The 24708-nt window shown below is 70.0% G+C and carries 20 protein-coding genes; 14 read left to right on the top strand and 6 right to left on the bottom strand.

Annotation, left to right across the window (positions count from 1 at the left end):
- Positions 1 to 422 precede the first annotated feature (422 nt).
- The 7 genes from WME97_RS19425 (at position 423) to WME97_RS19395 (ending at position 7209) form a co-directional block, all read left to right on the top strand.
- Complete coding sequence (locus WME97_RS19425; RefSeq protein WP_437553772.1) at positions 423 to 1661, top strand: hypothetical protein; 1239 nt, start codon at positions 423 to 425, stop codon at positions 1659 to 1661.
- Between the two features lie 197 nt (positions 1662 to 1858).
- On the top strand, positions 1859 to 2080 hold the full coding sequence (locus WME97_RS19420) for a hypothetical protein (RefSeq protein WP_437553770.1): 222 nt from the start codon (positions 1859 to 1861) through the stop codon (positions 2078 to 2080).
- Positions 2081 to 2187: 107 nt separating this feature from the next.
- Positions 2188 to 2532 (top strand): hypothetical protein, encoded by a 345-nt coding sequence (locus WME97_RS19415; protein ID WP_437553768.1) that lies wholly within the window; start codon positions 2188 to 2190, stop codon positions 2530 to 2532.
- 513 nt (positions 2533 to 3045) lie between these two features.
- Positions 3046 to 5172 carry a DNA ligase D gene (gene ligD, locus WME97_RS19410; protein ID WP_437553766.1) on the top strand — a complete coding sequence of 709 codons (2127 nt, stop codon included), beginning with the start codon at positions 3046 to 3048 and terminating at the stop codon, positions 5170 to 5172.
- Positions 5173 to 5353: 181 nt separating this feature from the next.
- Complete coding sequence (locus tag WME97_RS19405; RefSeq protein ID WP_437553764.1) at positions 5354 to 5989, top strand: hypothetical protein; 636 nt, start codon at positions 5354 to 5356, stop codon at positions 5987 to 5989.
- Between the two features lie 12 nt (positions 5990 to 6001).
- Positions 6002 to 6601, top strand: a complete 600-nt coding sequence (locus tag WME97_RS19400; protein ID WP_437553762.1) for an RES family NAD+ phosphorylase — start codon at positions 6002 to 6004, stop codon at positions 6599 to 6601.
- Between the two features lie 182 nt (positions 6602 to 6783).
- Positions 6784 to 7209, top strand: a complete 426-nt coding sequence (locus WME97_RS19395) for a hypothetical protein (RefSeq protein ID WP_437553760.1) — start codon at positions 6784 to 6786, stop codon at positions 7207 to 7209.
- Between the two features lie 52 nt (positions 7210 to 7261).
- Here the strand turns inward: WME97_RS19395 and WME97_RS19390 are convergent, their stop codons facing one another.
- The gene (locus WME97_RS19390; protein ID WP_437553759.1) at positions 7262 to 7870 is read right to left on the bottom strand and encodes a DUF4360 domain-containing protein; all 609 of its coding nucleotides are present in this window, start codon (positions 7868 to 7870) and stop codon (positions 7262 to 7264) included.
- A gap of 264 nt (positions 7871 to 8134) precedes the next feature.
- The gene (locus WME97_RS19385) at positions 8135 to 9976 is read right to left on the bottom strand and encodes a M14 family zinc carboxypeptidase (protein ID WP_437553757.1); all 1842 of its coding nucleotides are present in this window, start codon (positions 9974 to 9976) and stop codon (positions 8135 to 8137) included.
- 77 nt (positions 9977 to 10053) lie between these two features.
- Between WME97_RS19385 and WME97_RS19380 the strand changes: the two genes are divergently transcribed.
- Positions 10054 to 11085, top strand: coding sequence for an extensin family protein (locus tag WME97_RS19380; RefSeq protein ID WP_437553755.1), 1032 nt, complete (start codon positions 10054 to 10056; stop codon positions 11083 to 11085).
- Between the two features lie 109 nt (positions 11086 to 11194).
- Here WME97_RS19380 and WME97_RS19375 read toward each other — a convergent pair whose 3' ends face one another.
- Both WME97_RS19375 and WME97_RS19370 read right to left on the bottom strand, forming a co-directional pair.
- Entirely contained in the window at positions 11195 to 11860 is a 666-nt protein-coding gene (locus WME97_RS19375; RefSeq protein WP_437553752.1) for a hypothetical protein, read from the bottom strand.
- Between the two features lie 9 nt (positions 11861 to 11869).
- The gene (locus WME97_RS19370; RefSeq protein ID WP_437553750.1) at positions 11870 to 12535 is read right to left on the bottom strand and encodes a hypothetical protein; all 666 of its coding nucleotides are present in this window, start codon (positions 12533 to 12535) and stop codon (positions 11870 to 11872) included.
- A gap of 269 nt (positions 12536 to 12804) precedes the next feature.
- Between WME97_RS19370 and WME97_RS19365 the strand changes: the two genes are divergently transcribed.
- The 6 genes from WME97_RS19365 to WME97_RS19340 all read left to right on the top strand — a co-directional run bounded on the left by WME97_RS19365 (position 12805) and on the right by WME97_RS19340 (position 21454).
- A complete protein-coding gene (locus tag WME97_RS19365) occupies positions 12805 to 13881 on the top strand; it encodes an alpha/beta fold hydrolase (RefSeq protein ID WP_437553749.1) in 1077 nt (358 codons plus the stop codon).
- Positions 13878 to 14942, top strand: a complete 1065-nt coding sequence (locus tag WME97_RS19360; RefSeq protein ID WP_437553747.1) for a hypothetical protein — start codon at positions 13878 to 13880, stop codon at positions 14940 to 14942. The genes WME97_RS19365 and WME97_RS19360 overlap by 4 nt, the downstream gene beginning before the upstream one ends.
- Positions 14939 to 15955 carry a zinc ribbon domain-containing protein gene (locus tag WME97_RS19355; protein WP_437553745.1) on the top strand — a complete coding sequence of 339 codons (1017 nt, stop codon included), beginning with the start codon at positions 14939 to 14941 and terminating at the stop codon, positions 15953 to 15955. Before WME97_RS19360 ends, WME97_RS19355 begins: the two co-directional genes overlap by 4 nt.
- Before the next feature lie 211 nt (positions 15956 to 16166).
- On the top strand, positions 16167 to 16697 hold the full coding sequence (locus WME97_RS19350; protein ID WP_437553743.1) for a pyridoxamine 5'-phosphate oxidase family protein: 531 nt from the start codon (positions 16167 to 16169) through the stop codon (positions 16695 to 16697).
- Positions 16698 to 16843: 146 nt separating this feature from the next.
- On the top strand, positions 16844 to 17941 hold the full coding sequence (locus tag WME97_RS19345) for an AI-2E family transporter (RefSeq protein ID WP_437553741.1): 1098 nt from the start codon (positions 16844 to 16846) through the stop codon (positions 17939 to 17941).
- 51 nt (positions 17942 to 17992) lie between these two features.
- Complete coding sequence (locus WME97_RS19340; protein WP_437553739.1) at positions 17993 to 21454, top strand: ATP-binding protein; 3462 nt, start codon at positions 17993 to 17995, stop codon at positions 21452 to 21454.
- Positions 21455 to 21660: 206 nt separating this feature from the next.
- Here WME97_RS19340 and WME97_RS19335 read toward each other — a convergent pair whose 3' ends face one another.
- Together WME97_RS19335 and WME97_RS19330 are read right to left on the bottom strand one after the other, a co-directional pair.
- Complete coding sequence (locus tag WME97_RS19335) at positions 21661 to 23298, bottom strand: tetratricopeptide repeat protein (RefSeq protein WP_437553737.1); 1638 nt, start codon at positions 23296 to 23298, stop codon at positions 21661 to 21663.
- On the bottom strand, positions 23270 to 24634 hold the full coding sequence (locus WME97_RS19330) for a hypothetical protein (protein WP_437553735.1): 1365 nt from the start codon (positions 24632 to 24634) through the stop codon (positions 23270 to 23272). Before WME97_RS19330 ends, WME97_RS19335 begins: the two co-directional genes overlap by 29 nt.
- Positions 24635 to 24708 lie beyond the last annotated feature (74 nt).

Below are 24708 nucleotides of genomic sequence, written 5' to 3'. Positions count from 1 at the left end.
ATCCTCCTCGGAGGGCGGACTGGCTTGCTTCGGCAGCGCCTCGATCGCACCGCGCCGGGCGCTCGGGTGTCCCGAGTTCCCATGAGGCACAGGGGATGACGCAGCGCGACCAAGGTGGCGGTGAGAGCGGCCAATTCATGAGAGATTTTGCCGGAGCGCGTCATTATTGATCTGCTGGCGCTTGAACATTCACGTCGTACCACGCCGTGCCACGTCGGAGCACCGGCGGCTCAGAGGTGCTCACGAATCCCGGAACCACGGGGCTACTACGTGCGCAAGCAAGGTGCTTCCCTGGGCAAACGATGAACCACCATGGGACTACGTCGGACCAGGTCCACTTCCTTGACGCATGCGCATGCGAACCTATCATGTAGAATTTTAGCTCTTGCCATGAGTGGCATAGGCCTCGCATCATCGCTGACATGTTCCCCGCTGAGCCCCCTTGCGCGGAGGTCCAACTGCCGCATGACGAGGATGAGCCCACTTTAATTTTCCGTCGTCCGCCGGCGTCGATTGGGGGCATGGCGATGCCGTTTGAATCGCCGGCTCCGGTCATGGCATCTCCGACGCGGCGTTCCACGTCGCGCCTCATCGCCTTGAGCGCGGGTGCCGGCCTGGCCTTCGCGGCGGTGGTGGGCGGGCTCGTCTCGATGCAGCTCGGCGCGGCGGGCTTCGATCTCCGCGCGGGCTCGGTGCTCCAGCCTGCCGCGGCCGCCGCGGCCGTCCTGCGGTCGACGGGGGTGGCGGCGCGGGTCGAGGCGAAGGCCGAAGCGGCCGCGCCGCTCCAGGCAACGCCAGCAACGGCGGCGCCGGCCCTCGCAGCCGCGGATCGGGCCGACGCGACGCTCGATCGAACGGGGGTGATCCCCATCCCTGACGGGATCATCACGATCCCCGCGTCGTTCGCCTCGGCAGATGGGGCGTACGATCTGGTCATCCACTTCCACGGGGTCAACGACGTTGTGCAGGCGGGGTTCGATCGCGCCCGGCTCAACGCGGTTGTGATGATCATCAATCTGGGCATCAGCTCTGGCGCGTACGAGACCCAGTTCTCGATCCGCTCCTATCTACCGGCGTTGATGGCGAAGGCGCAGACGGCGCTCGAGGCCCGTGGGCTGCGCGGCGCCCGGCTCCGGCGCGTCGCGCTCTCGGCGTTCAGCGCCGGGTACGCCGCGGTTCGCGGGCTCCTGAACCAGCCGGGGTTCACCGACAAGGTGGACGCCGTGCTTCTCCTGGACGGCATCCACACCGGCTACATGCCGCTCGACCACAGCCTGGACATGGAGCGCCTCAAGCCGTTCAGCCGCTTCGCCGAGCTGGCGGCCGCCGGCAAGAAGATGATGTCGATCACCCATTCGGAGATCACCCCGAACGGCGATTACGCTGGCACCCACGAGAGCACGGACGCTCTCCTCAAGCTCACGGGCGCGGAGCGCACCCCGGGCGCGGGCGCGGACGAGCAGGCGATCTACGACCTGACCGGAGAGGCGAGCGAGGCGAAGCTCCGGTTCGCCCCCCTGTCCGAGGCGCACAGGGGCGCGTTCCATGTCCGCGGCTATGCGGGCACCCAGAAGCCAGATCACGTGAGGCACCTCACCCGCATGGCGGAGACCGCGCTGCCTGATCTGGTGCGCCACTGGAGCGAGCCGCCCGCGCAATGACGGGTCGCGTGTGGGGGCGCGAGCCGTCGTACCGAGAAGCGTATTACGGAGACCGGGGCGTCTTCATTTGAGAATTCGTCGCGGTGCGGCCTTGGGTGTATAGATTGCGAGTGCCGGTGAGAAAGGCGGTCAGCCGATCTCGCTGATCTGCGATTGACCCTGGCTCCTGCGCTCGTCCTCTGCTAGCGCGCAGCGCGATGGGTCAACCGGACCTGTTCGCCAAGCGAACGTTCGCCGAAGAGACGGAGCGCCTCACTGGAGGTGCCATCACCTGGCAGGATCCACCGGAGATCCGGCTCGAGAAGGTGCAGTGTGATGGCCTGCTCCTGATCCACCGCCCGGCTGCTACCGCGTGGAGCCGCTCGGGCACTGGGTGCTGTGGGTCGCAGCGAACGAGCTCCCCCTGCGTGACGAGCTGATCGCTTTCCTGGTCGCCCGTTCCGGGCGAGCCCTCGACGAGTTCGGCCGGTGGGTAGCCGGACGCCGGCCCATCGATTGGGTGCTGGCCATGCTAGAGTACCTGGCGATGTCAGCGACGACCCGAGAGGAGCTCCTGTGGAGGTTCGGCAAGGCCGAGGACCCTGAGGTGGAGGCCCGGCGGCAGCGCATCCTCGAGGTGCTGCTCGAAGCGAGCCCGCAGGTCCAGGAGCGGCTCATCGAGAAGGGCATCGAGAAGGGCATCGAGAAGGGCATCGGCAAGGGACGTCTGGCCGAGGCCCGCGCCGCCCTGCGACGAGTGCTCGCTCGCCGGCAGCTCGCGCTGAGCGCGTTGGACGACGCTCGCATCGAGGCGTGCGTCGAGCTGGCGACCCTGGAGCGGTGGCACGACCAGGCCATCACCGCGACGACCGCCTCCGAGGCACTGCAGTAGCTCGGTCCGGCACCGGGCGTACCCCGCATCGCTCGCCCCTCACGGCAGCGTTTGACTTGTCCACGCCGTCCGGAACGACCATCCGACGATCACAGCGGCGGCGACGCATAGCACCAGCGTTGCAGCGTTTGTTCTATCGCCGATATCCTCGAGTCCGTCCTTCCTTGATCTGAACCTACCCCCGCGGCCCTGCGCACCTGTTCATTCCAGGCGCCGTGGCAGGCGTGGGAACTCGGATGTTGCGCGGGAGCCTGTGCGCCGGGATCCGAGGAGCTTTGCTGCGCAGAGGCGCGGTTGGTGCGCCACGGGTGAGGACGCGTGCGTGGCAGATCGCCGCATTCTGGGGCGCGCATGTCGAGCTCAGCCGGCCGCGCCACGGCCTGGGAGCGGGAAATCACCGGCAGGTGAAGATGCCATTGCGGTATCGGAATTGCTTTTTCCACCAAAAGAGACGGTGGCATGATGATGGCCGGACAAAGACAGGCACAAGGCACGGGGCGGCGGACTCAAGCGGTGCGACAAGCAACCCTGACCGTCCGTCGCAAACGCGGGGGAACGGCGGCCGACGTGGACAGCCAGCGCTCGCCCGCGGCGACGGGAGAGGCGGACACCACCGCAGCGATCCCGCGCCCGACGCTGACCTACGCGGATGCGCTCGAGGGCGCCCGGAAAGGGCCGTTCCCGGGCGAGATCGAGCCCCAGCTCGCGACGCTCGTCACCGAGCCACCCCCGGGCGAGGGGTGGCTCTACGAGGTCAAGCTCGATGGCTACCGCATGCTCGCGAAGCTCCGCGGAGGGCGCGTGACGCTCCTGACCCGCCGCGGCCAGGACTGGACCGAGCGGTTCGCTGGCGTGCGCGACGACCTCGCCCAGCTGCCCGCGCGGGAGGCCGTGCTGGACGGCGAGATCGTCGTCGTGAGGCCGGACGGCGTGACCGACTTCCAGGCCCTTCAGAACGCGCTCAGCGACGGGAATGGCACGCGCGAGGGGCGCCTGATGTACTTCGTCTTCGACCTGCTCTACCTCGACGGCCGCGATCTCCGCGGGTGCACACAGGTCACCCGCAAGCGGGCGCTCGAGGCGCTGCTCGCGGAAGCGCCCGAGGACGGGCACCTGCGCTACACGGAGCACGTCGCGGAGGACGGCTCCGCCGTCGTCCAGCACGCGTGCGAGCTCGGGATCGAGGGCGTCATCGCGAAGCGCCCGGAGGCGCCCTACCGGAGCGGGCGCGGCGACAGCTGGCTCAAGGTGAAGTGCGGCCGGCGCCAGGAGCTCGTGATCGTCGGCTTCACCGAGCCGTCCGGCGCCCGGAAAGGGCTGGGGGCGATCCTCGTCGGCGTGAACAGATCGGGCAAGCTCGCCTACGCCGGCAAGGTGGGCACGGGCTTCACGAGCAAGACGCTGACGACCCTGCGCAGCCGCCTCGATCCGATCGTACGCGCCACGCCGGCCTGTTCAGGGGCGCCGCGCATGCGGGGCGCGCGCTGGGTCGAGCCCAGGCTCGTCGCGGAGGTCCGCTTTTCCGAGTGGACGCGCGACGGACGGCTGCGACACCCCTCCTTCGAAGGGCTCCGCGAGGACCGCACCCCGGAGTCGGTCACCGTCGAGCGCGAACAGCCGCCGCCGCAATCGCCGCCCGGCGAGGCGGCGGGCGCGGCGCCAAGCAGAGCGGCCGGCGCGGCGCCGAGGAAAGCCGCGAGCACGACGGGGGGCAAGGCCCCGCGCGGGGGCCGGAGCAGCGGCGGCGCGGAGCGGGTCGAAGTCGCCGGGGTGCCGCTGACGAACCCCGACAAGGTGCTCTATCCCGCGCAGGGGATCACGAAGCTCGCGCTGGCCCGGTATTACGAGCAGATCGCCGAGCACATGCTGACCCACGCCGAGAAGCGGCTGCTCACGCTGGTCCGCTGCCCCGCAGGCCAGGGCAAGCCATGCTTCTTTCAAAGGCACGAGGCCGAGGGGCTGTCCGAGGCAATCCAGCGGGTGGCCGTCCAGGAGGACGACGGCGAGCGCACCTATCTTTATATCAAGACCACCGAAGGGCTCGTGTCGCTCGTCCAGATGGGGGCGCTCGAGGTGCACCTCTGGGGGAGCCGCGTGGAGCGGATCGAGCAGCCCGACAGGATGGTGTTCGACCTCGATCCAGCGCCGGATCTCCCGTGGGAGCGCGTGGCGGACGCGGCGAGGACGACGCGGCGCCTCCTTTCGTCGCTGGGGCTACAGAGCTTCGTCAAGACGACCGGCGGCAAAGGCCTGCACGTCGTGGTCCCGATAGCGCCACGCAGGGGCTGGGACGAGGTGAAGGCGTTCACGAAGGCCGTGGCCGACGCGCTCGTGCGCTCCGATCCGGCGCGGTACACCGCGACGATGTCGAAGGCGAAGCGCGCCGGCAAGGTCTTCGTCGACTACCTGCGGAACGGGCGCGGCGCCACCGCGGTGGCGCCCTACTCGACGCGGGCTCGCCCCGGCGCGGCCGTCGCGACGCCGCTCTCGTGGGACGAGCTCGACGCGCCGCTCGATCCCGCCTCGTTCACCATCGACACCGTGCCGCAGCGCCTCGCCACGATCCGGGACCCATGGGCAGAGCTCACGAGCGTGCGCCAGTCGATCACCAGCGCGATGCTGAAACAGGTCGAGCTCTGACCCTCTTTCCGACGCCCCCGACAAACTCGGAGCCGGTGAGCTCACCGAAGAAGAACGACACCAGCGACACCGGGAATGGCTTTCACTGACGTTCCGTTCAGCATGGTCGTAATGACGCAGAAGGGCGGCGTGCGCTTGGTTGACGGTGCTGCGCGCGCGCTGCATCGTCCCTGGGTCGGCCATGGCCAAGGATCGGGACTCCAGCGCCCTTTCGGAAATTGCAGAGCGACTCCACCAGCAGTTCGACGGTGAGCCGCTGCGGGTCGAGTTCCTGGCGCGCGGCATCGACGCGCTCACCCAGGTCGCGGAGCGGCTCGATCAGAGCGAGCTTGGCGAGGTGGTCGCGTCGCCCAGCAACGCAGACGCGCTGGTGACAGCGCTCACGCAGCCGAGCGCCGTCGGCCTCTTCTCCGCTGCAGATCCGCTCACGCCGGCCCGCCTCCGCGGCCTGCAGGCGAGGGACGCGCTCCTCGCGGCCGAAGGGGGCACGCTCACCGCCGAGGAGGTCGGCGAGGGGCTCCACCTCCCGCCCCAGGCGATCGAAGCGCGGCGCGCCGCAGGAAGGCTGCTGGCCGTGAGCATCGGCGCTCGTGGCCACCTCTACCCCGCATGGCAGTTCGCGGACGAGGGCCTGCTGCCGGGGATGGAGGAGATCCTGGCCCTCCTCGAAGCGCACCCCCCGCTGGCGAAGGTCCGCTTCTTCCTCTCCGGCAACCTCCGCCTCGACGGAGAGCGGCCGCTCGACTGGCTCCGCCGCGGCGAGCTGGACGCCGTGCGGCTCGCCGCGCGCACCTTCGGTGAGCAAGGCGCGGCCTGAGAACGCGCCGCGATGACGACGACGCTCGGGGCGCATCCGGACCCGCCCCTCGACCTCGCGACGTCGCCGCTCCCCATCGCGATCTACCGGCGGAGCTGGTTCCGGATCCACTGGCTCTCGCGTGAACCGCTGCACTTCGGTCGCTCGGGCGACAACCGCTTCGACGCGCCGGACGGCGAGTTCGGCGTGCTGTACGCCGGGAAGGACGCGCGCTGCGCGTTCATCGAGGTGTTCGGCCACGCGACCGGCGTGCGCTTCGTGGAGCAGAGCGAGCTCGCCGCGCGGGGGCTCGCGCGCATCGCGCCGCGGCGGCCGCTGCGGCTCGTGAACCTCACGGGAGAGGGGCTGGCGCGCCTCGGTGCCGACGCCCGCCTGACCTCGGGGGAGTCCTATCGGGCCGCCCACCGCTGGGCGCGCGCGATCCACGACCACCCGAGGCGACCCGACGGCATCGCGTACGTCGCGCGCCACGATCCGACCCGCGTCTGCGCCGCCCTCTTCGAGCGCGTCAGCGCGGAGCTCGAGGTGACCCGGCTCGGCTCCCTCGCGGATCCGGCGCACGCGGCGCTCCTCGCCCGACTCCTTGATACCTACAAATTCGGGCTCGTCTGAGCCTGGACGAGCGGACGGCGGCGCGGCGGCGCTCCGCCGAGCGCGATGGCGGCGCAGGGCGCGCGTGCGGGCTCCGCGCGCGCGCGCCGGCACAACCGGTGCTTCTCGTGGAAGCAGGCGCGCCGCCGCGGCGCCGCGATGGGCGGAGATCGCGGGACGCACGGCCGAGAGGCGGGGGTCCGATGAAAATCAAGAATCTGCGGCTGGAAACAGGCTATCTCGTGGAGCCCATCCCGCTCCAGAAGGGGATTTCGGTTCATCAGATCCAGATCACCACGGTGGGCGAACAGGGGTCGTCTCGGGTCCGGATCTCGCTCGATCCCAACCGCTGCACGGTGGACAGCTTCGGCGAGGCCAAGGCGTGCACGCGGGTGGCGCCGGTCCAGATCGAGGCGGACGTGGAGCTCCTCGAGGAGTGCGACGAGAAGCAGCTGCTCGCCCTCAAGTTCGAGGGGGGCAACGGGCCAGCGGTCCGGCTCGCGCTCCTGCCCCTGTGCGGCACGGGCAAGGAGGCCATCGTCGCGCGGCTCCTGATCTTCGGGGAGACCGGGGAGATCCTGGCCATCGTGCCGATGCAAGGATCGTCGGCCGGCTGCCTGATGGCGTGAGCGAGCCCGGCGCGGCACCGCCGCGCCAGGCTCGCCGGGCGCCCTGCCGACCTCAGGGACCGGGACAGGGGCGGAACACGAGGCCGTACTCGATCCGGACCTGGACGTCGGTCGTGTCGTTGGTCAACACCCCGGAGCTCGACGGCGCAAGCCGGTTCGTGACGTAGAGGCTCGTCTTGATGTTGAGCGGCCGCACGGTGCCGCACTCGGACCAGACCGTGGTCGTGAAGGTGTCCGTGCGAGAGAAGTCGCTCGTGAACGGCCCGATCATGCTCCACGTGAGCGGCCCCGAGGTGAGCGGCGACCCCGAGAAATAATACGATGTCTCGTGGAGCCCCTGGACGCCGCCCTCCAGGTCGGCGAACCCCCGGTACGTGGCGTCGAAGACCGCGACTTGCCACCCCGGATCGAACCGCAGATCCACGGCCAGCTGGCAGAACGCGCGGTTCGAGGCGCGGCCGATTCCCGGGCCGGCGTGCGCCTCGAACTGGTCGAAGATGACTGTCAACGCCTTCTGATCAGGCGAGATCACCCCCGCGGCGGAGCCGACAGGGCAGCCGCTGCCAGCATAGGTGAAGTTCGCGATCCGCGTATTCTGCGCCAGCGCAGGAAAGGCGAAGAAAAACACCGAACAAAAGCCGAACGCCCATCGCAGGAACATCGTCCCCCCCTTTCGCCGTCAGGCGACATCACGTCGCCGTGCGTCGTCGTAGGCGCGCGCGTCACCGCTATCGCACGCCGGCCGACATGTCGTGACGAGCATGCGATCGCGGCGCGCTCCGCGCAACCCGCGCCTAGCCCCCTCGCACGGCGCGGCGCCGCAGACTGGCCGGAATCCATCGAATGATGTGAGGCCTGTGGGGCTCACGGACATTCGACCAGAGCCGGAGTGCAGACGAAGCAGACGAAACGAAGGAGAGGCCTGTCACGGCGGCGCGGCGACGCGGAATACCGGGACGAGATTCACGCGCTCGTCCCAGGACGGATGGCGCCTGTAGAAGAAATCGAGGCGAGCCTTCGCGTCGTTCGCAAACGCAGAATCGCGCAGGCGCGCATTGAACTCGTTGCGCAGCGCCGGATCCGCGGCGAGCATGCGGCGGGCCTCCTCCTCGGCGACGTAGGCTTCCATGTACTCCTTGCGCTCGAAGGAGGCGTTGAAGAAGCCCCAGGCGACGAGGGAGTCGGGCGCGAGCGGCTCGAGGAGGTGCAGGACGAGGGGCGCCCGCGGCTGCGCGATGGGAACGAACAGCGAGCCTGCCGGAAGATCCTGCCGCTCCGACCGGAAGGCGCCCTGGAGCTTCACGCGCGTGCGACCCTCGAAGGGCCGCTCGAACGTCACCGCGTCGGCCCGGAACGCCTCGACGGCGAAGCCGGGGCGAGCCCCGGGGAGGATCTGGTAACGCACGCCGTGCAGGCGCAGCTTGTCGGCTACCCACGCCGCGTGCGCCGCCGGGATGACGTAGCCGGCCTCGGGCGCGGTGACCGTCAGGTCCGGCTGGAGGCGGTCGAACAGCGGCACGCGCCAGATCTCCGGGCGGGACTCGTCGTAACGGGTCCACGTGCCGCCCGAGATCTCCGAGGCGCGCTTCTCGTAAGCGAAGCCGCGGAACGGGAAGATGCGCGAGACCGGCCCCGCGCGGTGCGTGAGGGCGAAGGGGACGCCGGCGAGGCGCGCGCTCGCGGCGTCCGCGCGCTCGGCCGCGGCGCGGAGGGCGCCCGCGCCGGAACCGGAGGAGACGCGCTCGAAGAGCGCCGCGAGGAGGTCGTGGACCGCGCGCACGCGCTCGGCGTGGGTGGCCCAGCTGTGCGTCTCGACGAGCACGCCGATGCGGTTGCGGGCGGCGCTGTAGGACTGCGAGAAGCGCGGCGGCCCCGGCTCGGTGGAGATCCCCGACGAGGGGTCGTCGTCCTCGCGGAAGGCCGGGTAGAACGGGAGCGGCAGGTGACCGAGCGCCGAGAGGCGCGCCTGGAGCTCCCCCGAGAGGGCGCGCGCCACGGCGTCGAGCCCGCCGGGGTGAGGCACCGAGGGCTCGACGACCACCGCGATGTCGTGCTGGAACTTCGCGCCGTCGGTCGTGTGCAGGTCGACCTGGACCACCGGATCCCAGGCGTCGAGCAGCGCCAGCATGGCCCGCATCTCGGGCGCCTCGGCCTTCATGGTGTCGCGGTTCAGGTTGAGGTTCTGCGCGGTGGCGCGGAAGCCCATCTCCTCGGGGCCGCGCTGGTTGGGCCGCTGGTTTCGACGGAACCGCTCGTGGCCGTCGACGTTGAACACCGGCACGAACACCGCCGTGGCCGCCGCGAGGGCGCCGGGCGCCATCGCGCCGTCGAGCAGCTCGCGGAGCGCCCAGAAGCCGCCGTCCTTGCCGTCGATCTCGCCGGCGTGGATGCCGCCCTGGAACAGGATCACCGGGCGCCGCCTCGCGCGCGCCGCCGCGGGGTCGAGCGTGCCGTCGTCGGAGGCGGCGATCGCGAGCATGGGCCTGCCCTCGGGCGTCGTGCCGAAACGGACGCAGCGTGCGCGGCCCGGATAGGCCTGCTCGAAGTCGCGGCATAGCCGCTCGACCTCGGCATAACGACCGGTGCGCCGGAAGCCGGTCCGCTCGGCCTCGGTGACGAGCGACGGCGCCTCGGGCCGCGCAGACGGCGCTGGCCCGCCGCCGGCCGGCGCGCCGCGCGCCGGGGCCTGGCGGGGCGCGAGCAGCGCGGCCAGCGCGATCCCGAGGGCGGCGGCGTGATGAAGGAGCGCGGCGCGGGGGTGAAACATCGCGGGAGTCGAGCAAATTCCGCGGAGAGCGGCAAGGCGTGCTCCCTCACGCCGGAGGGAGGTAAGCTGCGCCGAGGATGAGCGCGCTCCCTTCCCGCTCTCGCCGTGCGCTGGCCCTCGGGGCGGTGCTCCTCGGCGGTGCGCTGCTGACCCCGCTCGGCATTGCCTCCCTGCGCCGCGCCCGGGCGGAGCGGGTCGATGCGCAGGCGGGGGATCCAGCAGCGGCGACGTCCAGCTCCGCCGGCGCCGCGATGGCGCTCTCGGACGCAGGGGCGGGCCTGGAAGGCGGCGAGGCCCGCTCACCGGCGGACGGCGGCGGGGCCGGCGCAGCGGAGGGCGGCGGGGACGCGGGCGGCGCGCGGTTCGAGCTGCCCGCGTGGTCCGCCGCGTCGCGCGCGGCAACGTACGGAGGGCTCTCGGCGGACGCTTGCGACAGGGAGATGAGGGCCCGCGGGATCCCGTACGCCCCGGCGCGCGGCGCTCCGCTGGTCGACCGGCCGATCAGGCTCACCGGAGCGCTGCACGGGGTCACCTTCCGCGGCGACGGCGTGGCGAAGCCGAGGTCCGCCTCCCCGTTCGACATCGCAGATTGCCGGCTGGCCCTCGCGCTCGACGAGCTCGCCGCCTTCCTCGCGACGCGCGGGATCGTCGAGGTTGTGCACTTCAGCATGCACCGGCCCGGTCCAGCAGGCGCCGTCGCGCCGACGAAGGCGGCCGCGAAGCCGCTGGCAGGCAAGAAGACCCCGAAGGCCACCGGCAAGGCGGCGAAGCCGGGCGAGCGCGCCGCGAAGAAGCCGGCGGCGGCGCCCGGGCGCCCCAACCAGCACGCCCTCGGGCTCGCCATCGACGTGGCCGCCTTCGTGAAGGCCGACGGGACTCGACTCGACGTGAAGACCGACTGGCTCGGCGCCATCGGCGCGCCGCCGTGCGGCCCCGGGTCGGAGCCGAAGGCGCCCAGCCCCCACGCCCTCGAGCTGCGGGAGATCGTCTGTTCCATTTCGACGAGCGGGCTGTTCAACGTCGTCCTCACGCCCAACGCGAACGATGCGCACGCGGACCACTTCCATTTCGATATCAAGCGAGACGCACGCTACTTTCTGCTGGAGTGAGCGCGCGTCACGGCGCGGTGTCGCTCCGCGCCCACGCCGCCCTGGCCCGAGCGCAACGTGCCGGCGCCTCGGCGCGACCGAAGAGCGGTTCTGCACCGATCTCGATGAGCTACGGACTCGCAGGCACATCGACCCTCTCGCCGAGCCTGCGCTTTATCCAAGCTGGAGCACCTCGACGTACTCTGATCGCCCCGTCTGCTTCACGCACAAATTCGGGCGCAAGGACGATTGTGGACTTGGTTGGTCGAAACGCGGCAGGATCGGAGCGTGGTCCAGCATCTGGCCCGGCATACCATCCAATCTCTCCGCTTGGGAGCTTTCGTCCGATGATGAGGCCGTCACCGTCGCTCGGCCAATCGTCGGGCTTATGGATGCCGATCGTTCCATCCGCCTCTTGAACGATCACAGCCTCGGGTAGGCTGTCCAGACGACCGTGATAGCTCCTGATCTCTTCGGCGATGATCTCTTGGACGGTCGGTTCGACGTTGGAAGCTGGAGGCTCGGGCTCGGGGGTCTCGGGAACGCTGGACGGCGCGGCCTCTGGTTCCGCCGTGCCAATGGTCATGCAGAGTTCCAGTTTTGCCCTGGTCGCGGCCAAGGCGCTTCGTTCGGCCTCGCACTCATCGTCGGCAGGCGTCGCGTCCGGAGAGGTGGGTGACCTGCTAGCATCCGCTGCGACACCCGGCGCATCGTGTGGTACGGCGCGCCCGAGGAAGACGCCAAGGATGCCAGCCCCGGCAATGATGACGAACCCGAAGGTGCGAGAACTCGTCATGGCGCATTCTCACTGCGGCGGCTTCGACGGTTGTTCGATCTTTCCGCCGAACATGAACTGCACGCCAGGGCTCGCAGGCTCTCCATTGATTGTGATCGTCCCATCCGGATCACGCTTCCAGACGGGTCGCGGGGGGATCGGAGGATTCCAGTGGCGGAATGCGTCGGGATCTGTGCGTGGTCCGGCGTCTGGCCCTGCATAAAATCCAAGCCGTCCGCTGGGCAACTTGCGCGCGACGATGTACCCATCGCCGTCATCCGGCCATTCGTCAGGCTTGTATACACCGGTTCTCCCATCATAATGCTGGACGATCACGGCCTCGGAATAGCTGTCCAAGAGCCGGCGATTCCGACGGATCTCTTCGACCTCCGACAGGCGCTGGTCGAAGAGCTGGGATTCCGGAGGAACGCCCTCGGATGGCTTGGCAATACCAGATGGCTCGGCCTCGGGAACCCGCGAACGAAGAGACATGCAGATTTCCAGTTGTGCCCTGGTCGAGGCGAGGACGGCGCGATCCTCTTTGCAGCTACGGCCGGGAGATCCCGCAGTCGAAAGCGGGGACGATGCGCTCGGAAACGCTTGCGCGCCTGGCGTGTCGCGCATAGAGACCCGTCCAATGAAGGTGCCAGTGACACCGGCAACGAGCGCGAACACAAGGCAGCTGCGAGTTGTCATCGCGCCTCTCCGTGCACCAGCTGGGGTGGCCGGTCAGGCATCGGGCGCATCACCGAGGCGACAAGGCGGCAAAGGGCCGCAGCGGCATGCCGGGTCAGGCCGGATGCCTGGCAGCGGCCCGCTCCACGTCCCAGCATGGCGTACGCCGGCGCTGCAAAACCCACACTGGACGCGAAGCACGCTTCGCGGCGCCCCCTCCCCCGAGCTCCCCATCCCAGCTGTGCAATCTGGACAGACGCGGCACTTCGTGCGAACTCTTGATGAAGAACATGTCGGTCACGTGTCGCAGCCATGTTCGTGTCCTTTCTGCTGGCGAGGTCCACTGGCAAGAGTGGACCCCCTCCCGGAACGGCGGCGCGGACCAGCGCCCCGTGGTCCTGGTACACGGCCTGTCCGATAGCTGTCGGACGTGGAACCGCCTCGCCCCCGCGCTCGCGACGGCGGGGCGCCGGGTCGTCGCGCTCGACCTGCCCGGCCATGGCGACTCGGCTCGGCCCGACGCGCCCTATACCGTCGCGTGGTACGCGGGCGTGGTCGCTGAATGGATCCGTGCCCTCCGGCTCGGCGATTTCGATCTGGTGGGGCACTCGTTCGGCGGCAGCATTGCAATGTGCGTGGCCACGGAGCGGCCAGGGCGCATCCACCGCGTCGGGCTGGTCGCCGCTGGCGGCATCGGGACCGAGGTCGCGCTGCCGCTGCGCCTCGCCGCCGTGACCGGGCTGATCGAGCTGGCCGCGCCGGTGCTCATGGGCGTCGGCACGCACGCGGGCGTGCTGGTGCTCGGCGGCGATTTCAACGCGGAAGAGCGCAGGCACCTCGCCCGGATGAACGCGCGGCCCGGCACGGCCCGCGCCCTGTCGCGCACGCTCCGCCACGCGATCGATCTGCGCGGACAGCGCCATCACCTCATGGACATCGCTCATCGGCTCCCGGAGATACCGCCGCTCGCCGTCTACTGGGGCGAGCGCGACCAGGTGATCCCGGCGCGCCACGCGGCGGACATCGACCGCTACATCGAAGGCGCGGCCGTGCGGCGCTTCGCCAAGGCGGGGCACTACCCGCACCGGGAAGCGGTGGGCGATCTCGCCCCCGATCTCCTCCGGTTCCTCGACGAGCCGCGGCCCGCGCCGCGCCTGCGCGCCGGGGCGCGCGCCCCGCGCGCATCCGCCGCGGCGGCCCGCTCACCGCAGGCCAGCGCCCGCTGGCAGCCCTGGCCGGACGCCGCGGTCAGGCGCTGGGCGCGGAGCTCGCTGTCTCCGCTGATGCGGCAGACACCGCAGCAGGACACCGGCGACTCGGCCTCTCCCGCCGACCTCGGGAGCCGCCCGCCGCCGGTTCCCTGTTGACGCCGTGCCCCCCGGTGCGGTTCTCTCGGGCGCCGGTGCAACTCGAATGTGAGACCTGCGGCGCCTCGCTGCGCGTTGAAGCGGACCAGCGTACCGCGGTGTGCCCGTACTGCGCCTCGCCCTCGGTGGTGGAGCGGCCGCCCTCCCACGATCGGCCGTCGCCGCACTTCGTCGTCGGGTTCACAACGACCCGGGAGAGCGCGCAGGGCGCGGTCAAGGCGTGGCTGGGAAAGCGGAGCTTCTTCGTGCAGTCCAGCGTCAAGACGGCGACGATCGACGCGATCCGCGGCGTCTACACGCCCGCCTACCTGTACTCGGCGATGGCGCAGACGCGCTACGCGGCGCAGATCGGCGAGGACTACCAGGAAACCGAGACGTACACGACGACCGACGACAAGGGGAACAGCGTCACCCGGACACGCGTCGTCACAAGGACCGAGCACCGGCACCTCGAAGGCCAGCATGCGACCTACGTCATGGACGTGCTCGTCGTCGCGTCTCGCGCCGTCCCGAACGCCGAGCTCGAGGCGATCGAGCCGTTCGACCTCCGCACGATGCGGCGCTACACGCCCGCGGTCCTCAGCGGCTGGATCGCCGAGGAGCCGACGATGACCCAGGCCGAGTGCTACGGCCTCGCGCGGCGGGAGGCGCTGGAGAAGATCAGCCGCGACCTCTCGGGCTTCATGCCCGGGGACAGCCACCACGGCCTGACGCACGAGACGCACCTCGACCGCGAGACGCTCGAGCTGCTCTATGTGCCCCTCTGGGTGCTCGCCATCCGGCACGACCCGCAGAAGCCGCCCTTCCGTGTCCTCATCAACGGCCAGACCGGCGCGATCCACGGCAAGGCCCCCATCTCCTGGATCAAGATCGCCCTCGCCGTCGTGCTCGTGATCGCGCTGATCGCGGCGCCGTTCCTCCTCGCCGCGGCGCGCGACCGGGGCCGCGATCCAGCCGAACGGCGCGGCGCCGCGCGGCCGCCCGTCCCCGCCGCCGCCCCTGCGCCGACCGAGCGCGTCCGCCCCGGGAGCAGCCCCGCACCGACCGGAGGGGCACGATGAGCGCGAACATGGACGTCGCCTCGGCCACCACGAGCGCCACGGGGCCGTGCTGCGCGCGCTGCCAGGGGCCGCTGGAGCCGGGGGACCTGCGATGCGCCGTCTGCGGCCTCGCCGCGCCGCAGGGCCGCGCCCAGGCCCCGCAGGCGGTGCAGGTGCTGCGGTGCACCGAGTGCGGCGCCGCGGTCTCGTACTCGGCCGAGGCGCAGGCGCCGAAGTGCCGGTTCTGCGGCGCCGTCACGCGGATCGAGCAGCCGGTCGACCCGATCGATCAGGCCGACTGGCTGCTCCCGTTCGGGGTGCCCCCCGATCAGGCCGATCAGGCGCTGCGCCGGTGGATGTCGACGCTCGGCTTCTTCCGGCCGTCGGATCTCTCGCGCGCGGCGACCGTCGAGGGGCTGCGCCCGATCTGGTGGGCGGGCTGGCTCGTCAGCGCGGACGCCGTGGTGAGCTGGACGGCAGACTCGAACGCTGGCGCCCGGCTGAGCAGCTGGGCCCCGCACGCCGGACAGACGCAGCTGCCGTTCCGGAACCTGCTCCTGTCCGCCTCACGCGGGCTCTCGCTCGACGAGGCCCAGGAGCTCGCGCCGTACTTCCGGCTCGACCTGGCGGTGCCCGCCGCGCACCGGACACAGCAGCAGCTCGGCCCGCCCGACGCGGTGCTGGAGCAGTTCGACGCGCAGCGCTCGGCGGCGCGGAAGATCGTCAGCGAGCGGATCGCCGCCAGCGCGGAGGACGCCCTGACGCGAGGCGTGATCCCGGGGTCCACGTTCCGCAACGTGCACGTGGCGGTGCTCTTGCACGCGCTGGAGACGCGCCGGCTGGCGCTGCCATCGTACGTGCTCGCCTACCGCTACAAGGGGCGCAGCTACCGCGCCGTCGTCCACGGCCAGGACGCGAGCCACGTCACAGGCACGGCGCCCATCGCGTGGGGCAAGGTGGCGCTGGTGGTCGCCGGCGCGCTCGCGCTCGTCGTGCTCGTGATCGGGGCGCTCGTGCTCGCCCGCGCAGCGTAGCTTCGCCCGCCCTCGGTCCTCTCCCCTTCCCCCCTCCCCGCTCCCCCAGCTCGAGCGCTGCGCGGGCGCGGAGGGCCGCGCCTGCCGCTGTGGCGGAATGCCGCGAGCGCACGCTCGGTGCGGCACAGAAGAGCCATGATCCGCGCTCTCCACCGCCCGCCCGGCCATGGTCCGGATCTCGCACTGAGGCCGGAGCTCGATGGAGGAAACCATGGAAACTGGATCGCGGGAGAAGCTGCTGGAGATCCTCAAGAAGTTCCGGACTGCCATGCTCGTCACGCACGCCAGCCAGGGCGCGCTGCGGGCGCGTCCGATGGCGCTCATGAAGGTCGACAGCGACACCGGAGACGTCTGGTTCATGACGAGCATCGACTCGGGCAAGGTCGATGAGATCGAGTCGCAGCCCGAGGTGAATGTGACCCTCCAGGAGGGGCGCCGCTTCCTGTCGCTGTCGGGCCGCGCCTCGATCGTGCGGAGTCGGACGAAGATCGATGCGCTGTGGTCGGAGGAGGCCAAGGTGTTCTTCCCGCAGGGCAAGGACGATCCCTCCCTCGCGCTCATCCACGTGAGCCCGCGCGAGGGCGAGTACTGGGACAACGAAGGCGCGGCCGGGCTCAGGTTCCTCGTCGAGGCCGTCAAGGCGTACGTCACCGGGACGACGCCGAAGACCGACGCCGCCCAGCACGGCTCAGTGCCGCTGAACGGCGGGCAAGCCGGCGATGCCCGGGTGTCCGCGCGATAGCGATCCACGCCGTCGCGCCGCGGCTCGGGCGGGACGGAGCGTGGCGCATCCCTTGCTCCTCTCGGGACTGCGCCGCGCTCCGCTCCACGGAGCGGAGGTGACGCGAGAACCCGTCAGCAACGAGGTTGGGCATGGGGATCTTCACGATGTCTCGTCGGGCTCAGATGGTCGTGGTCGCGGCGGCGGCGGTCGTCGTCATCGTCGGGCTGCGCTACGCTGAGCCGTTCCTCGTGCCGGTGCTGTTCGGCGTCGCGCTCGCGGCGATCTCGTCCCCCATCGCGACCTGGGTGACCCGCCGCGGGCTGCCCGCGGCCCTCGGCGCGCTGGCCGCGCTCGTGGTCGATCTGGCGATCCTGGTCTTCGTCGGGGCGGTGGTCACCATCGCCGGGGTGGAGCTCGAGGAGAAGGTGCCGGTCTACCTGGTCCGGATGTCCTCGATGACCGAGGCGCTCGCCATGACGCTCACCGAGCGCGGCTTCCCGGTGAACCCGGAGTTCCTCTCGCGCACGCTGCACACGGCGTCCCTGGTCCCCCTCCTCGGCGGGGCCGCTGTCACGGTCGCCAGCGCGGCGTCGAGCCTCGGGGTGGTGCTCCTCGTCGTGTTCTTCGCCCTCTGCGAGGGCGCCGGCGCGGGCGCGAAGGTGCGGCGGCTGATCTCGACCCCTGCGCGCGGGCTCGAGCACGTCGATCGCATCGTCCGGGAGGTGAAGAAGTATCTCGTCGTGAAGACGCTGACGAGCCTGCTCGTCGCCGTCCTCGCCTATGTGCTCCTCGTCCTCCTGGGCGTGGACCTGGCGCTCCTCCTGGCGTCGAGCCTGTTCGTCCTGCACTTCATCCCCAACATCGGCGCAGCGGTCGCGACGATCCCGGCCGTGCTCGCCGCGCTGGCAAGCCAGGGCCCCGGCACCGCGGCCCTCGTGGCCATCGGGTACCTGCTGATCAACCTGCTGGTGGGCAACGTGCTCGAGCCGCGCGTGCTCGGGCGGACCCTGGGCCTGTCGCCGCTCGCCGTCCTGATCGGCATGCTCTTCTGGGGCTGGCTCTGGGGGCCGGCTGGCGCGCTCCTGTCGGTGCCCATCATGATGGTCGCGAAGATCACGCTGGAGAACGTGGAAGGGCTCTCGTGGGTCGCGCGCATCATGGAGCCCGCGCCCGAGGAGCCAGAGACAGCGCCCGTCAGCGGCGAGCCGGCGCCAAGCTCGCTGCTGCGTCCGAGCGTCGCGGGGGCGCGGAGATCCGGGTAGCGATACGTGGTCTCGTGCACCAGGTCTTCTCTCGAAGATCTGGTCATGTCCATGAGACTCATCGCAAGCACGAAGCCGCACCAGCGTTCGGAGAGCGAGCAGGCGCTGCCAGCGAGCCCCGATTTCCGCGCGATCTTCGACGGGCTCCCGGCCTGTTACATCGTGCTCGATCCGGACTTCACCATCGTCGCGGTGAGCGACGCCTTTCTCCGGGCCGCGAACACCCGGCGTGAGGACCTCCTGGGTCGCCACATCTTCGATGCCTTCCCGGACAATCCGGACGATCCGAACGCGACCGGCACGAGGAACCTGCGCGCCTCGATCGAGCGTGTGCTCGAGACGCGCGCCCCCGACACCATGGCCGTGCAGAAATACGATATCCCGCGCCCCGAAGCGGAGGGAGGCGGCTTCGAGGAACGGTACTGGTGCCCCATGAACTCGCCCCTCATGGGGCCGGACGGCAGGGTCGCGTACATCATCCACCGCACCGAGGACGTGACCGAGTTCGTCCGCCTGAAGCAGCGCGGGATCGAGCAGACCCGGCGCACGGAGGAGCTGAAGATGCGGGCGGAGCGGGTCGAGGCCGAGGTCTTCCTCCGGGCGCAGGAGATCCAGCGCGCGAACGAGCAGCTCCGCGTGGCGAACGAGCGGCTCAGCCGGCTCGACGAGCTCAAGACCAGGTTCTTCTCGAACGTGAGCCACGAGTTCCGGACGCCGCTCACGCTCATGCTCTGCCCGATCGACGAGCTCCTGACCGGCGCGCCCGGCGGCCTCACCGGCAGGCAGCGCGAGCTCGTCGAGCTCGCGCGCCGCAATGCGCGGCGGCTCCTCAAGCTCGTGAACACCCTGCTCGACTTCGTCCGGATCGAGACCGCCCGGATGCAGATGGTCTTCGAGGCGCTCGACCTCTCGGCGCTGACCGCGGAGGTGGCGAACGCGTTCCGCGGGGCCATGCAGCGGGCGGGGCTCCGGCTCGTGGTGGACTGCCCGCCGCTTCCGGAGCCGATCTACGTCGATCGCGAGATGTGGGAGAAGATCGTCCTCAACCTGGTCTCGAACGCGTTCAAGTTCACGTTCGAGGGGGAGATCACGATCTCGCTCCGGTGGGGCGGCGACCACGTGACCCTCGAGGTCCGCGATACGGGGACGGGCATCCCCGCCGACGAGCTCCCCCGGATCTTCGAGCGCTTCCACCGGGTCCACGGGGCGCGCGGGCGGAGCCACGAGGGCTCCGGCATCGGCCTCGCGCTCGTGCGGGAGCTCGTCCGGTTCCACACGGGCGACGTCCAGGCGACGAGCAGGGTCGGTCGTGGCAGCTCGTTCACCGTCCGCATCCCCGCCGGATCAGCGCACGTGCCCGCGGCGCGCATCGGCGCCGACCGGGAGCTCGGCATGACGGCCGTGACGGTCCAGGCGTTCGTGGAGGAAGCGTCGCACTGGGGATCCGTGGCCGCGCCGTCGGCGGAGCTGCCGGTCGGGTCACCGGCCAGCGCATGGGACACACGCCCGGCGGAGGGCCCGGTCGGCCACGTCCTGCTCGTCGAGGACAACGCCGACATGCGGAGCTACCTCAGGGACGTCCTTGCGACGCGGTGGACCGTGGAGGCCGTCGAGAACGGTGAAATGGCGCTCACCGCTGTGCGCTCGCGTGTACCCGATCTCGTGCTCACCGACATCATGATGCCCGGGCTCGACGGGTTCGGCCTCCTCAAGGCGCTGCGGGCCGAGCCGAGGACGAGGCTCGTCCCGGTGGTGTTCATCTCGGCCCGATCCGGCGAAGCGTCGCGCGTGCACGGCGCCGAGGCGGGCGCGGACGATTACCTCGTCAAGCCGTTCTCGGTCCGCGAGCTGCTCGCGCGGGTCGGCGGGCGCATCGAGATCGCCAGGCTGCGCCGCCAGGTCGCCGAGGATATCGAGCGCCTCCGCGAGAGCGAGCAGCGCTTCCGCTCCCTCGCCGACTGCGCCCCCATGATGATCTGGATGTCCGGGCCCTCCGGCGGGTGCGAGTACGTCAACACGACGTGGCTGCGCTTCACGGGGCGCTCCCTCGAAGAGGAGCTGGGGGACGGCTGGCTCGACGCGGTCCACGCGGACGATCGCCCGCTCGTCGCGAGCGCGTGCGTCGAATCGATGGAGACGCACGAGCCGTTCATGCTGGAATGCCAGATGCTCCGCCGGGACGGCGAGAGCCGGTGGGTCGTGACGCAGGGCGCCCCGCGCTTCGGCGCCGCCGGAGCGTTCCTCGGGTTCGTCGGCTCGTCGCTGGACATCACCGAGCGAAAGCGCGTCGAGGACGCGCTGGCCGACGCGGATCGCCGGAAGGACGAGTTCCTGGCCATGCTCGGGCACGAGCTGCGCAACCCCATGGCGCCGATCTGCGTGGCCGTGGAGCTCCTCCGGCGGCGGAGCCGCGGCGGGCCGCCGGACCAGCATGTCGAGGTGATCGCGCGGCAAACGAGGACCTTGATGCGCCTCGTGGACGATCTGCTCGACGTGTCGCGCATCACCCGGGGAAAGATCGAGCTGCGCAAGGAGCGGATCGACGTCAAGGCCGCCGTGACGCGCGCGGTGGAGTCGACGCGCGAGCAGATCGAGGCACGGCGGCACCAGATCCGGCTCGTGCTGCCGGCGGCCGCCGTCCACGTCCTCGGGGACGCTGTCCGCCTCGAGCAGATCCTCGTCAACCTGCTCACCAACGCGTGCAAGTACACGGATATCGGGGGCCACATCGGGGTGACGGTCGAGCAGCGCGGCGACCGGGTGGAGCTGCGCGTCCGCGACGACGGGATCGGGATCGCCAGGGAGGTGCTGCCCCATGTCTTCGAGCTGTTCCGTCAGGCGGATCGCAGCCTCGATCGGGCGCCCGGCGGCCTCGGTATCGGGCTGACCATCGTCCGCGATCTGGTCGCCCTCCACGGCGGGAGCATCGAAGCGACGAGCCCGGGGCCAGGGCAAGGCAGCGAGTTCATCGTGCGCCTGCCCGTCGCGGCGGACGAGCGCGTGCCCGCGGCGGCGGACGAGCGCCTCCCTGCCGCGGCCGTCGGGGCGACGGCCGCGCCCTCGAAGAACGCAGAGCAGCCGTCTCCGGCGGCGAGGAAGCTCCGCGTCCTCATCGTCGAGGACAACGTGGACGCGGCGAGCACCCTCGCCGACGCCTTGCTGGCCCTCGGGCAAGAGGTGTGGATCGCCGGCGACGGCCCGCGCGCGTTGAAGGCCGCGGCGGAGCATCGGCCCGATCTCGTGCTCCTCGACATCGGGCTTCCAGGAATGGACGGCTACGAGGTAGCGCGGCGCCTGAGGGAGGCCGAGCTGTGCTCGGGCGCGCTCATCGCGCTCACGGGGTACGGGCAGGCGTCTGACCGCCGCCGCGCCGAGGCGGCAGGGTTCGACGCCCACTTCGTCAAGCCGATGTCGCTGGATGCGCTCGCCGGGGTCGTCGACGCTGCCGCGGCGTCCGGAGCCCGTCAGGGGGCCGCGGACGGCGCCGGCGCGAGCCCGAAGACGCGCTCGTGACGGGCGCTCACGTGGCAGCCCATGCACGAGGCGACCCGGCCGGCGGAGCGATGCTCACGATGCCCTTGGGCGGAGGCTTACGCGCGGGCCCCCAGGGCCACCCCGCGGGGCAAACACCCTCCACGGTGACCTGCCGAGATGTCCATGGAGAAGGGGCCTCGCGCAGCAGGGCCTGTGGCCGGAGGCAGGCCTCCGGCGCGCTGTCGCTAACCGTTGGACAAGCCCGCTGACGAAATGGTCTCCAGCCCGTCCAGAGCCTCCTTCAGCTTGGCAGCCGCCGTGGCATTGATTTCTTCAAGGATGCCAATCCCCTCGCGCGCGAGCGCCAAGCCGTGCTCGGCTTGCCCTTGTACGGCTTCCACTATGCCAAGCATCATAAGTGATATCGCTCGGGTACTCTTGACTCCGAGCTCTTCACTGATCTTCAGAGACTCGCGCCATAGATCTCGCGCTTCTACGAAGTTGCCCTCAAGACACAAGATGTTGCCGAGCTCGCGAAGCACCGCCAATCGGCACGTCGCGCTTCCCATTTTCTCGCTGAGCTTCAGCGATTCATCTAGCAGCTCCCGCGCATCGGAATGGTTACCCTGTCGAATCGCGAGCGTCGCGAGCCGATGCAGCGAGGCGAATCGAACGATCAGATTTTCGAACATTTCGCCGAGCGCGAGCGACTCGCGAGCCAGCTCTTGCGCTTTCGCGTGGTTACCCATGCGGGCCTCGATGAACGACAGCTCGAGCAGCGAGGCGGCCCGTCCCACCTGATCTCCGAGCTCCTCGATGAGCTGCAACGATTCTCTTGCCAGCTCTTGCGCTTTCGCGTTGTCACCAAGGCCCCCCTCGATGATTGATAACTGTTGCAAGGATGCCGCACGGCCACGCTGGTTTCCAAGCTTCTCGAAGAGCCCCAGTGCGCCTTGCACGAAGCGACGCGCGGCGGCCAGATCGCCTTGGAGGATATAGATCTGGGCGACTTCGTTGAGGAGCACAGCGCGCATGGTGGCATCGTCGGTCGCTTCGCAGAGCTTCAGTGCCGCGTCGAAACGCGCGAGCGCCTGGGTGAGCTCACCGCGCACCGCCAGCAGCACCCCATCCACGTGCACGCGTCGGGCATCGTGGACTCGGGCGTCTGGGTGCTTCATATCGTGCTGTGCAAGCAAGTCGGCCGCTCGGTCGACATGGCCGGAGACAGCGGCCTCATGCGCGAGCGACAGCAGATCCTTCGGTGTCGTCGTCATATCTACGCCGAGATGGTGCGGCGCGACGAACGATGCAGTCGGCGTGCGGATCGCCTGCTCCAAGATCGGATTCAGCGCCTCCCCCGACTCTTCGGGGAGCCAAAGCCCGGCGAAGTCGCAGAAGTCGGGCGCATCCCGCTGCAGCGCCAGCGCCGCCGCGGGATGGACCACGACCACCCATGGCAGCGCGAACCGTCGCGCGAGCTCGTCCCGGTGCACGTTGAGCGCGGCGCAGATCCTGGCGGCATCGTCCGACTCCTCGAGATGCGTGAGCATGAGCACCGAGGTCTCCTCAGGAGATGGGCACGCCTCCTCGAGAAAGGTGGGGATCGGCTGAGGGCCGACGGAAGTGAGCCTCGCGATACATAGACTCGGCACGGCTGCGCGCGTGGCTGCGGCGAGCGCCTCGCGCTGCACAGGCCGCCTGACCTCCACGACGGTGAGCATGAAACCTCCTCCGACAGACCACTCGAGGAAGCGCCGGTAGGCGGCTCCGCGCTCCGGTCCGAGGATGCGCTCCAAGTCACCGGGCTCTTCGGGCGCCACTTCGTCGCCCGGCGTGGCGCGCCGCTCTGCTGCGCTATCGGCGGAGGACGTCGTGCTGCGCATTCACGAACTCCGGGATCTCGGCCACGAGCGGGTGGACGTCGTACCAGCCATCGCCGTTGTACTTGAACGCGAGCCGGTGGAAGAGCACGTCCATGCACGCTTTGTCAGGAAAAATCTGCTTGTCTCGGGCGAGCTTCACAAGCGCGTCGAGCCAGCCATTCGCGTTGATGAGATCGCGCATCCGCTGCCGCCGCAGCGCCACTGCCCGCTCGACGTCCGCCCTGGCGATGACAGCGCCGTTCGCAATGTATGCAGACTGGGTGACGAGATCGAGCAGCTCCCGCACTGCCCCGCCGCTCGCCGCGATCAGGCGGTCCCGAGCCTCCTGTTCCGGGATCACGGTGTCGAGATCCATCCGGAGCGAGAGCGCCTGTTCCATCAGATTCCGGCCGGGACCGTCAAAGGCGTCGTACTGCTGGTCCTGCCGTCGCAAGCGCACCGTGTAGAGCACGTGGCAGCTGTACAGCGTGTCGAGCTGGGCTGACTTCGGCTGGAGCAGGAGGCTGATCGGCGGCGTCAGCAGGAGGTTCGTGCGGAGCTCACGCATCCTGTCCGCGCCCTGCACGAGGAGTCGATCGATGACCTCGGGCTCATAGCGGTCCAGATTGTCAATGATCACCAGGAGATCGCGCTCACCGAGGAGCCCGCGCGCTGCGTCGAGCAGCTCGTTCACGCTCTGAAGCAGGGTGCCGGGATACTTGCGCAGCACCTGCTTGACCTCCGTACGATATTCGCTTTCCTGCTTGAACAGCGCCTTCAGGGAGCCGAAGAGGCTGCCGATGAACGGCAGCTCCGCCTTGAGCTCCACCCCAGCCGCAGCTTCGGCGTTGTAGTTCTGCGCCCACTTGGTCGTGCGGACGACCTCATCGAACCATCCCGTCACGCGCTTAAGCAGGTCCGCCGGCAGCGGTGTCCCCCGCTCGCGCATTCTCTGCTCGACCGTCAGCGCCATGTTGAGCAGCAGATCCTCCGCCTCGATACGAAACGGATCCATCTCGACTGTCGCCTCGATGTACACCGGCTCGTACTGGTCGCTCAACCGTTCGGTCAGCCGGAGGATCTCGGTGCTCTTGCCCGCTCCACGGTGACTCACGAAGGTGGCGTGAACAAACTGGCCTTCGGGTCGCCATGTGAGCTCTTTTTCCAGCGCCGCCATGGACTGATCGCCGCGCGCCAACGAGAAGTCCTGCCAGCGTGGATCGTCGTTCGGAAGCGGCACGTCCGGGTCGCTGTTGCGCACGAGATCCCGGAGCGTCTTCGCTGGAGAAAGAAGGGAGACAGCACCGCGGGCGAAGGGAGCAAGAAGGGAGGCAGGACTGCGGACGAGGTTCGACATAGGTGCCAGGGCTCCGGGCGCCAGCGTAGTCCAAGATGCCGGCGGAGGCACAAGAGCGGCAGAGCGCCGCCCCC

Origin of the sequence: Sorangium sp. So ce367, assembly GCF_051520455.1 — a bacterium.
GTDB lineage: Bacteria > Myxococcota_A > Polyangia > Polyangiales > Polyangiaceae > Sorangium > Sorangium cellulosum_B.
The sequence above is the reverse complement of the archived record's forward strand: the minus strand, read 5'-3'. Positions and strand labels throughout refer to the sequence as shown.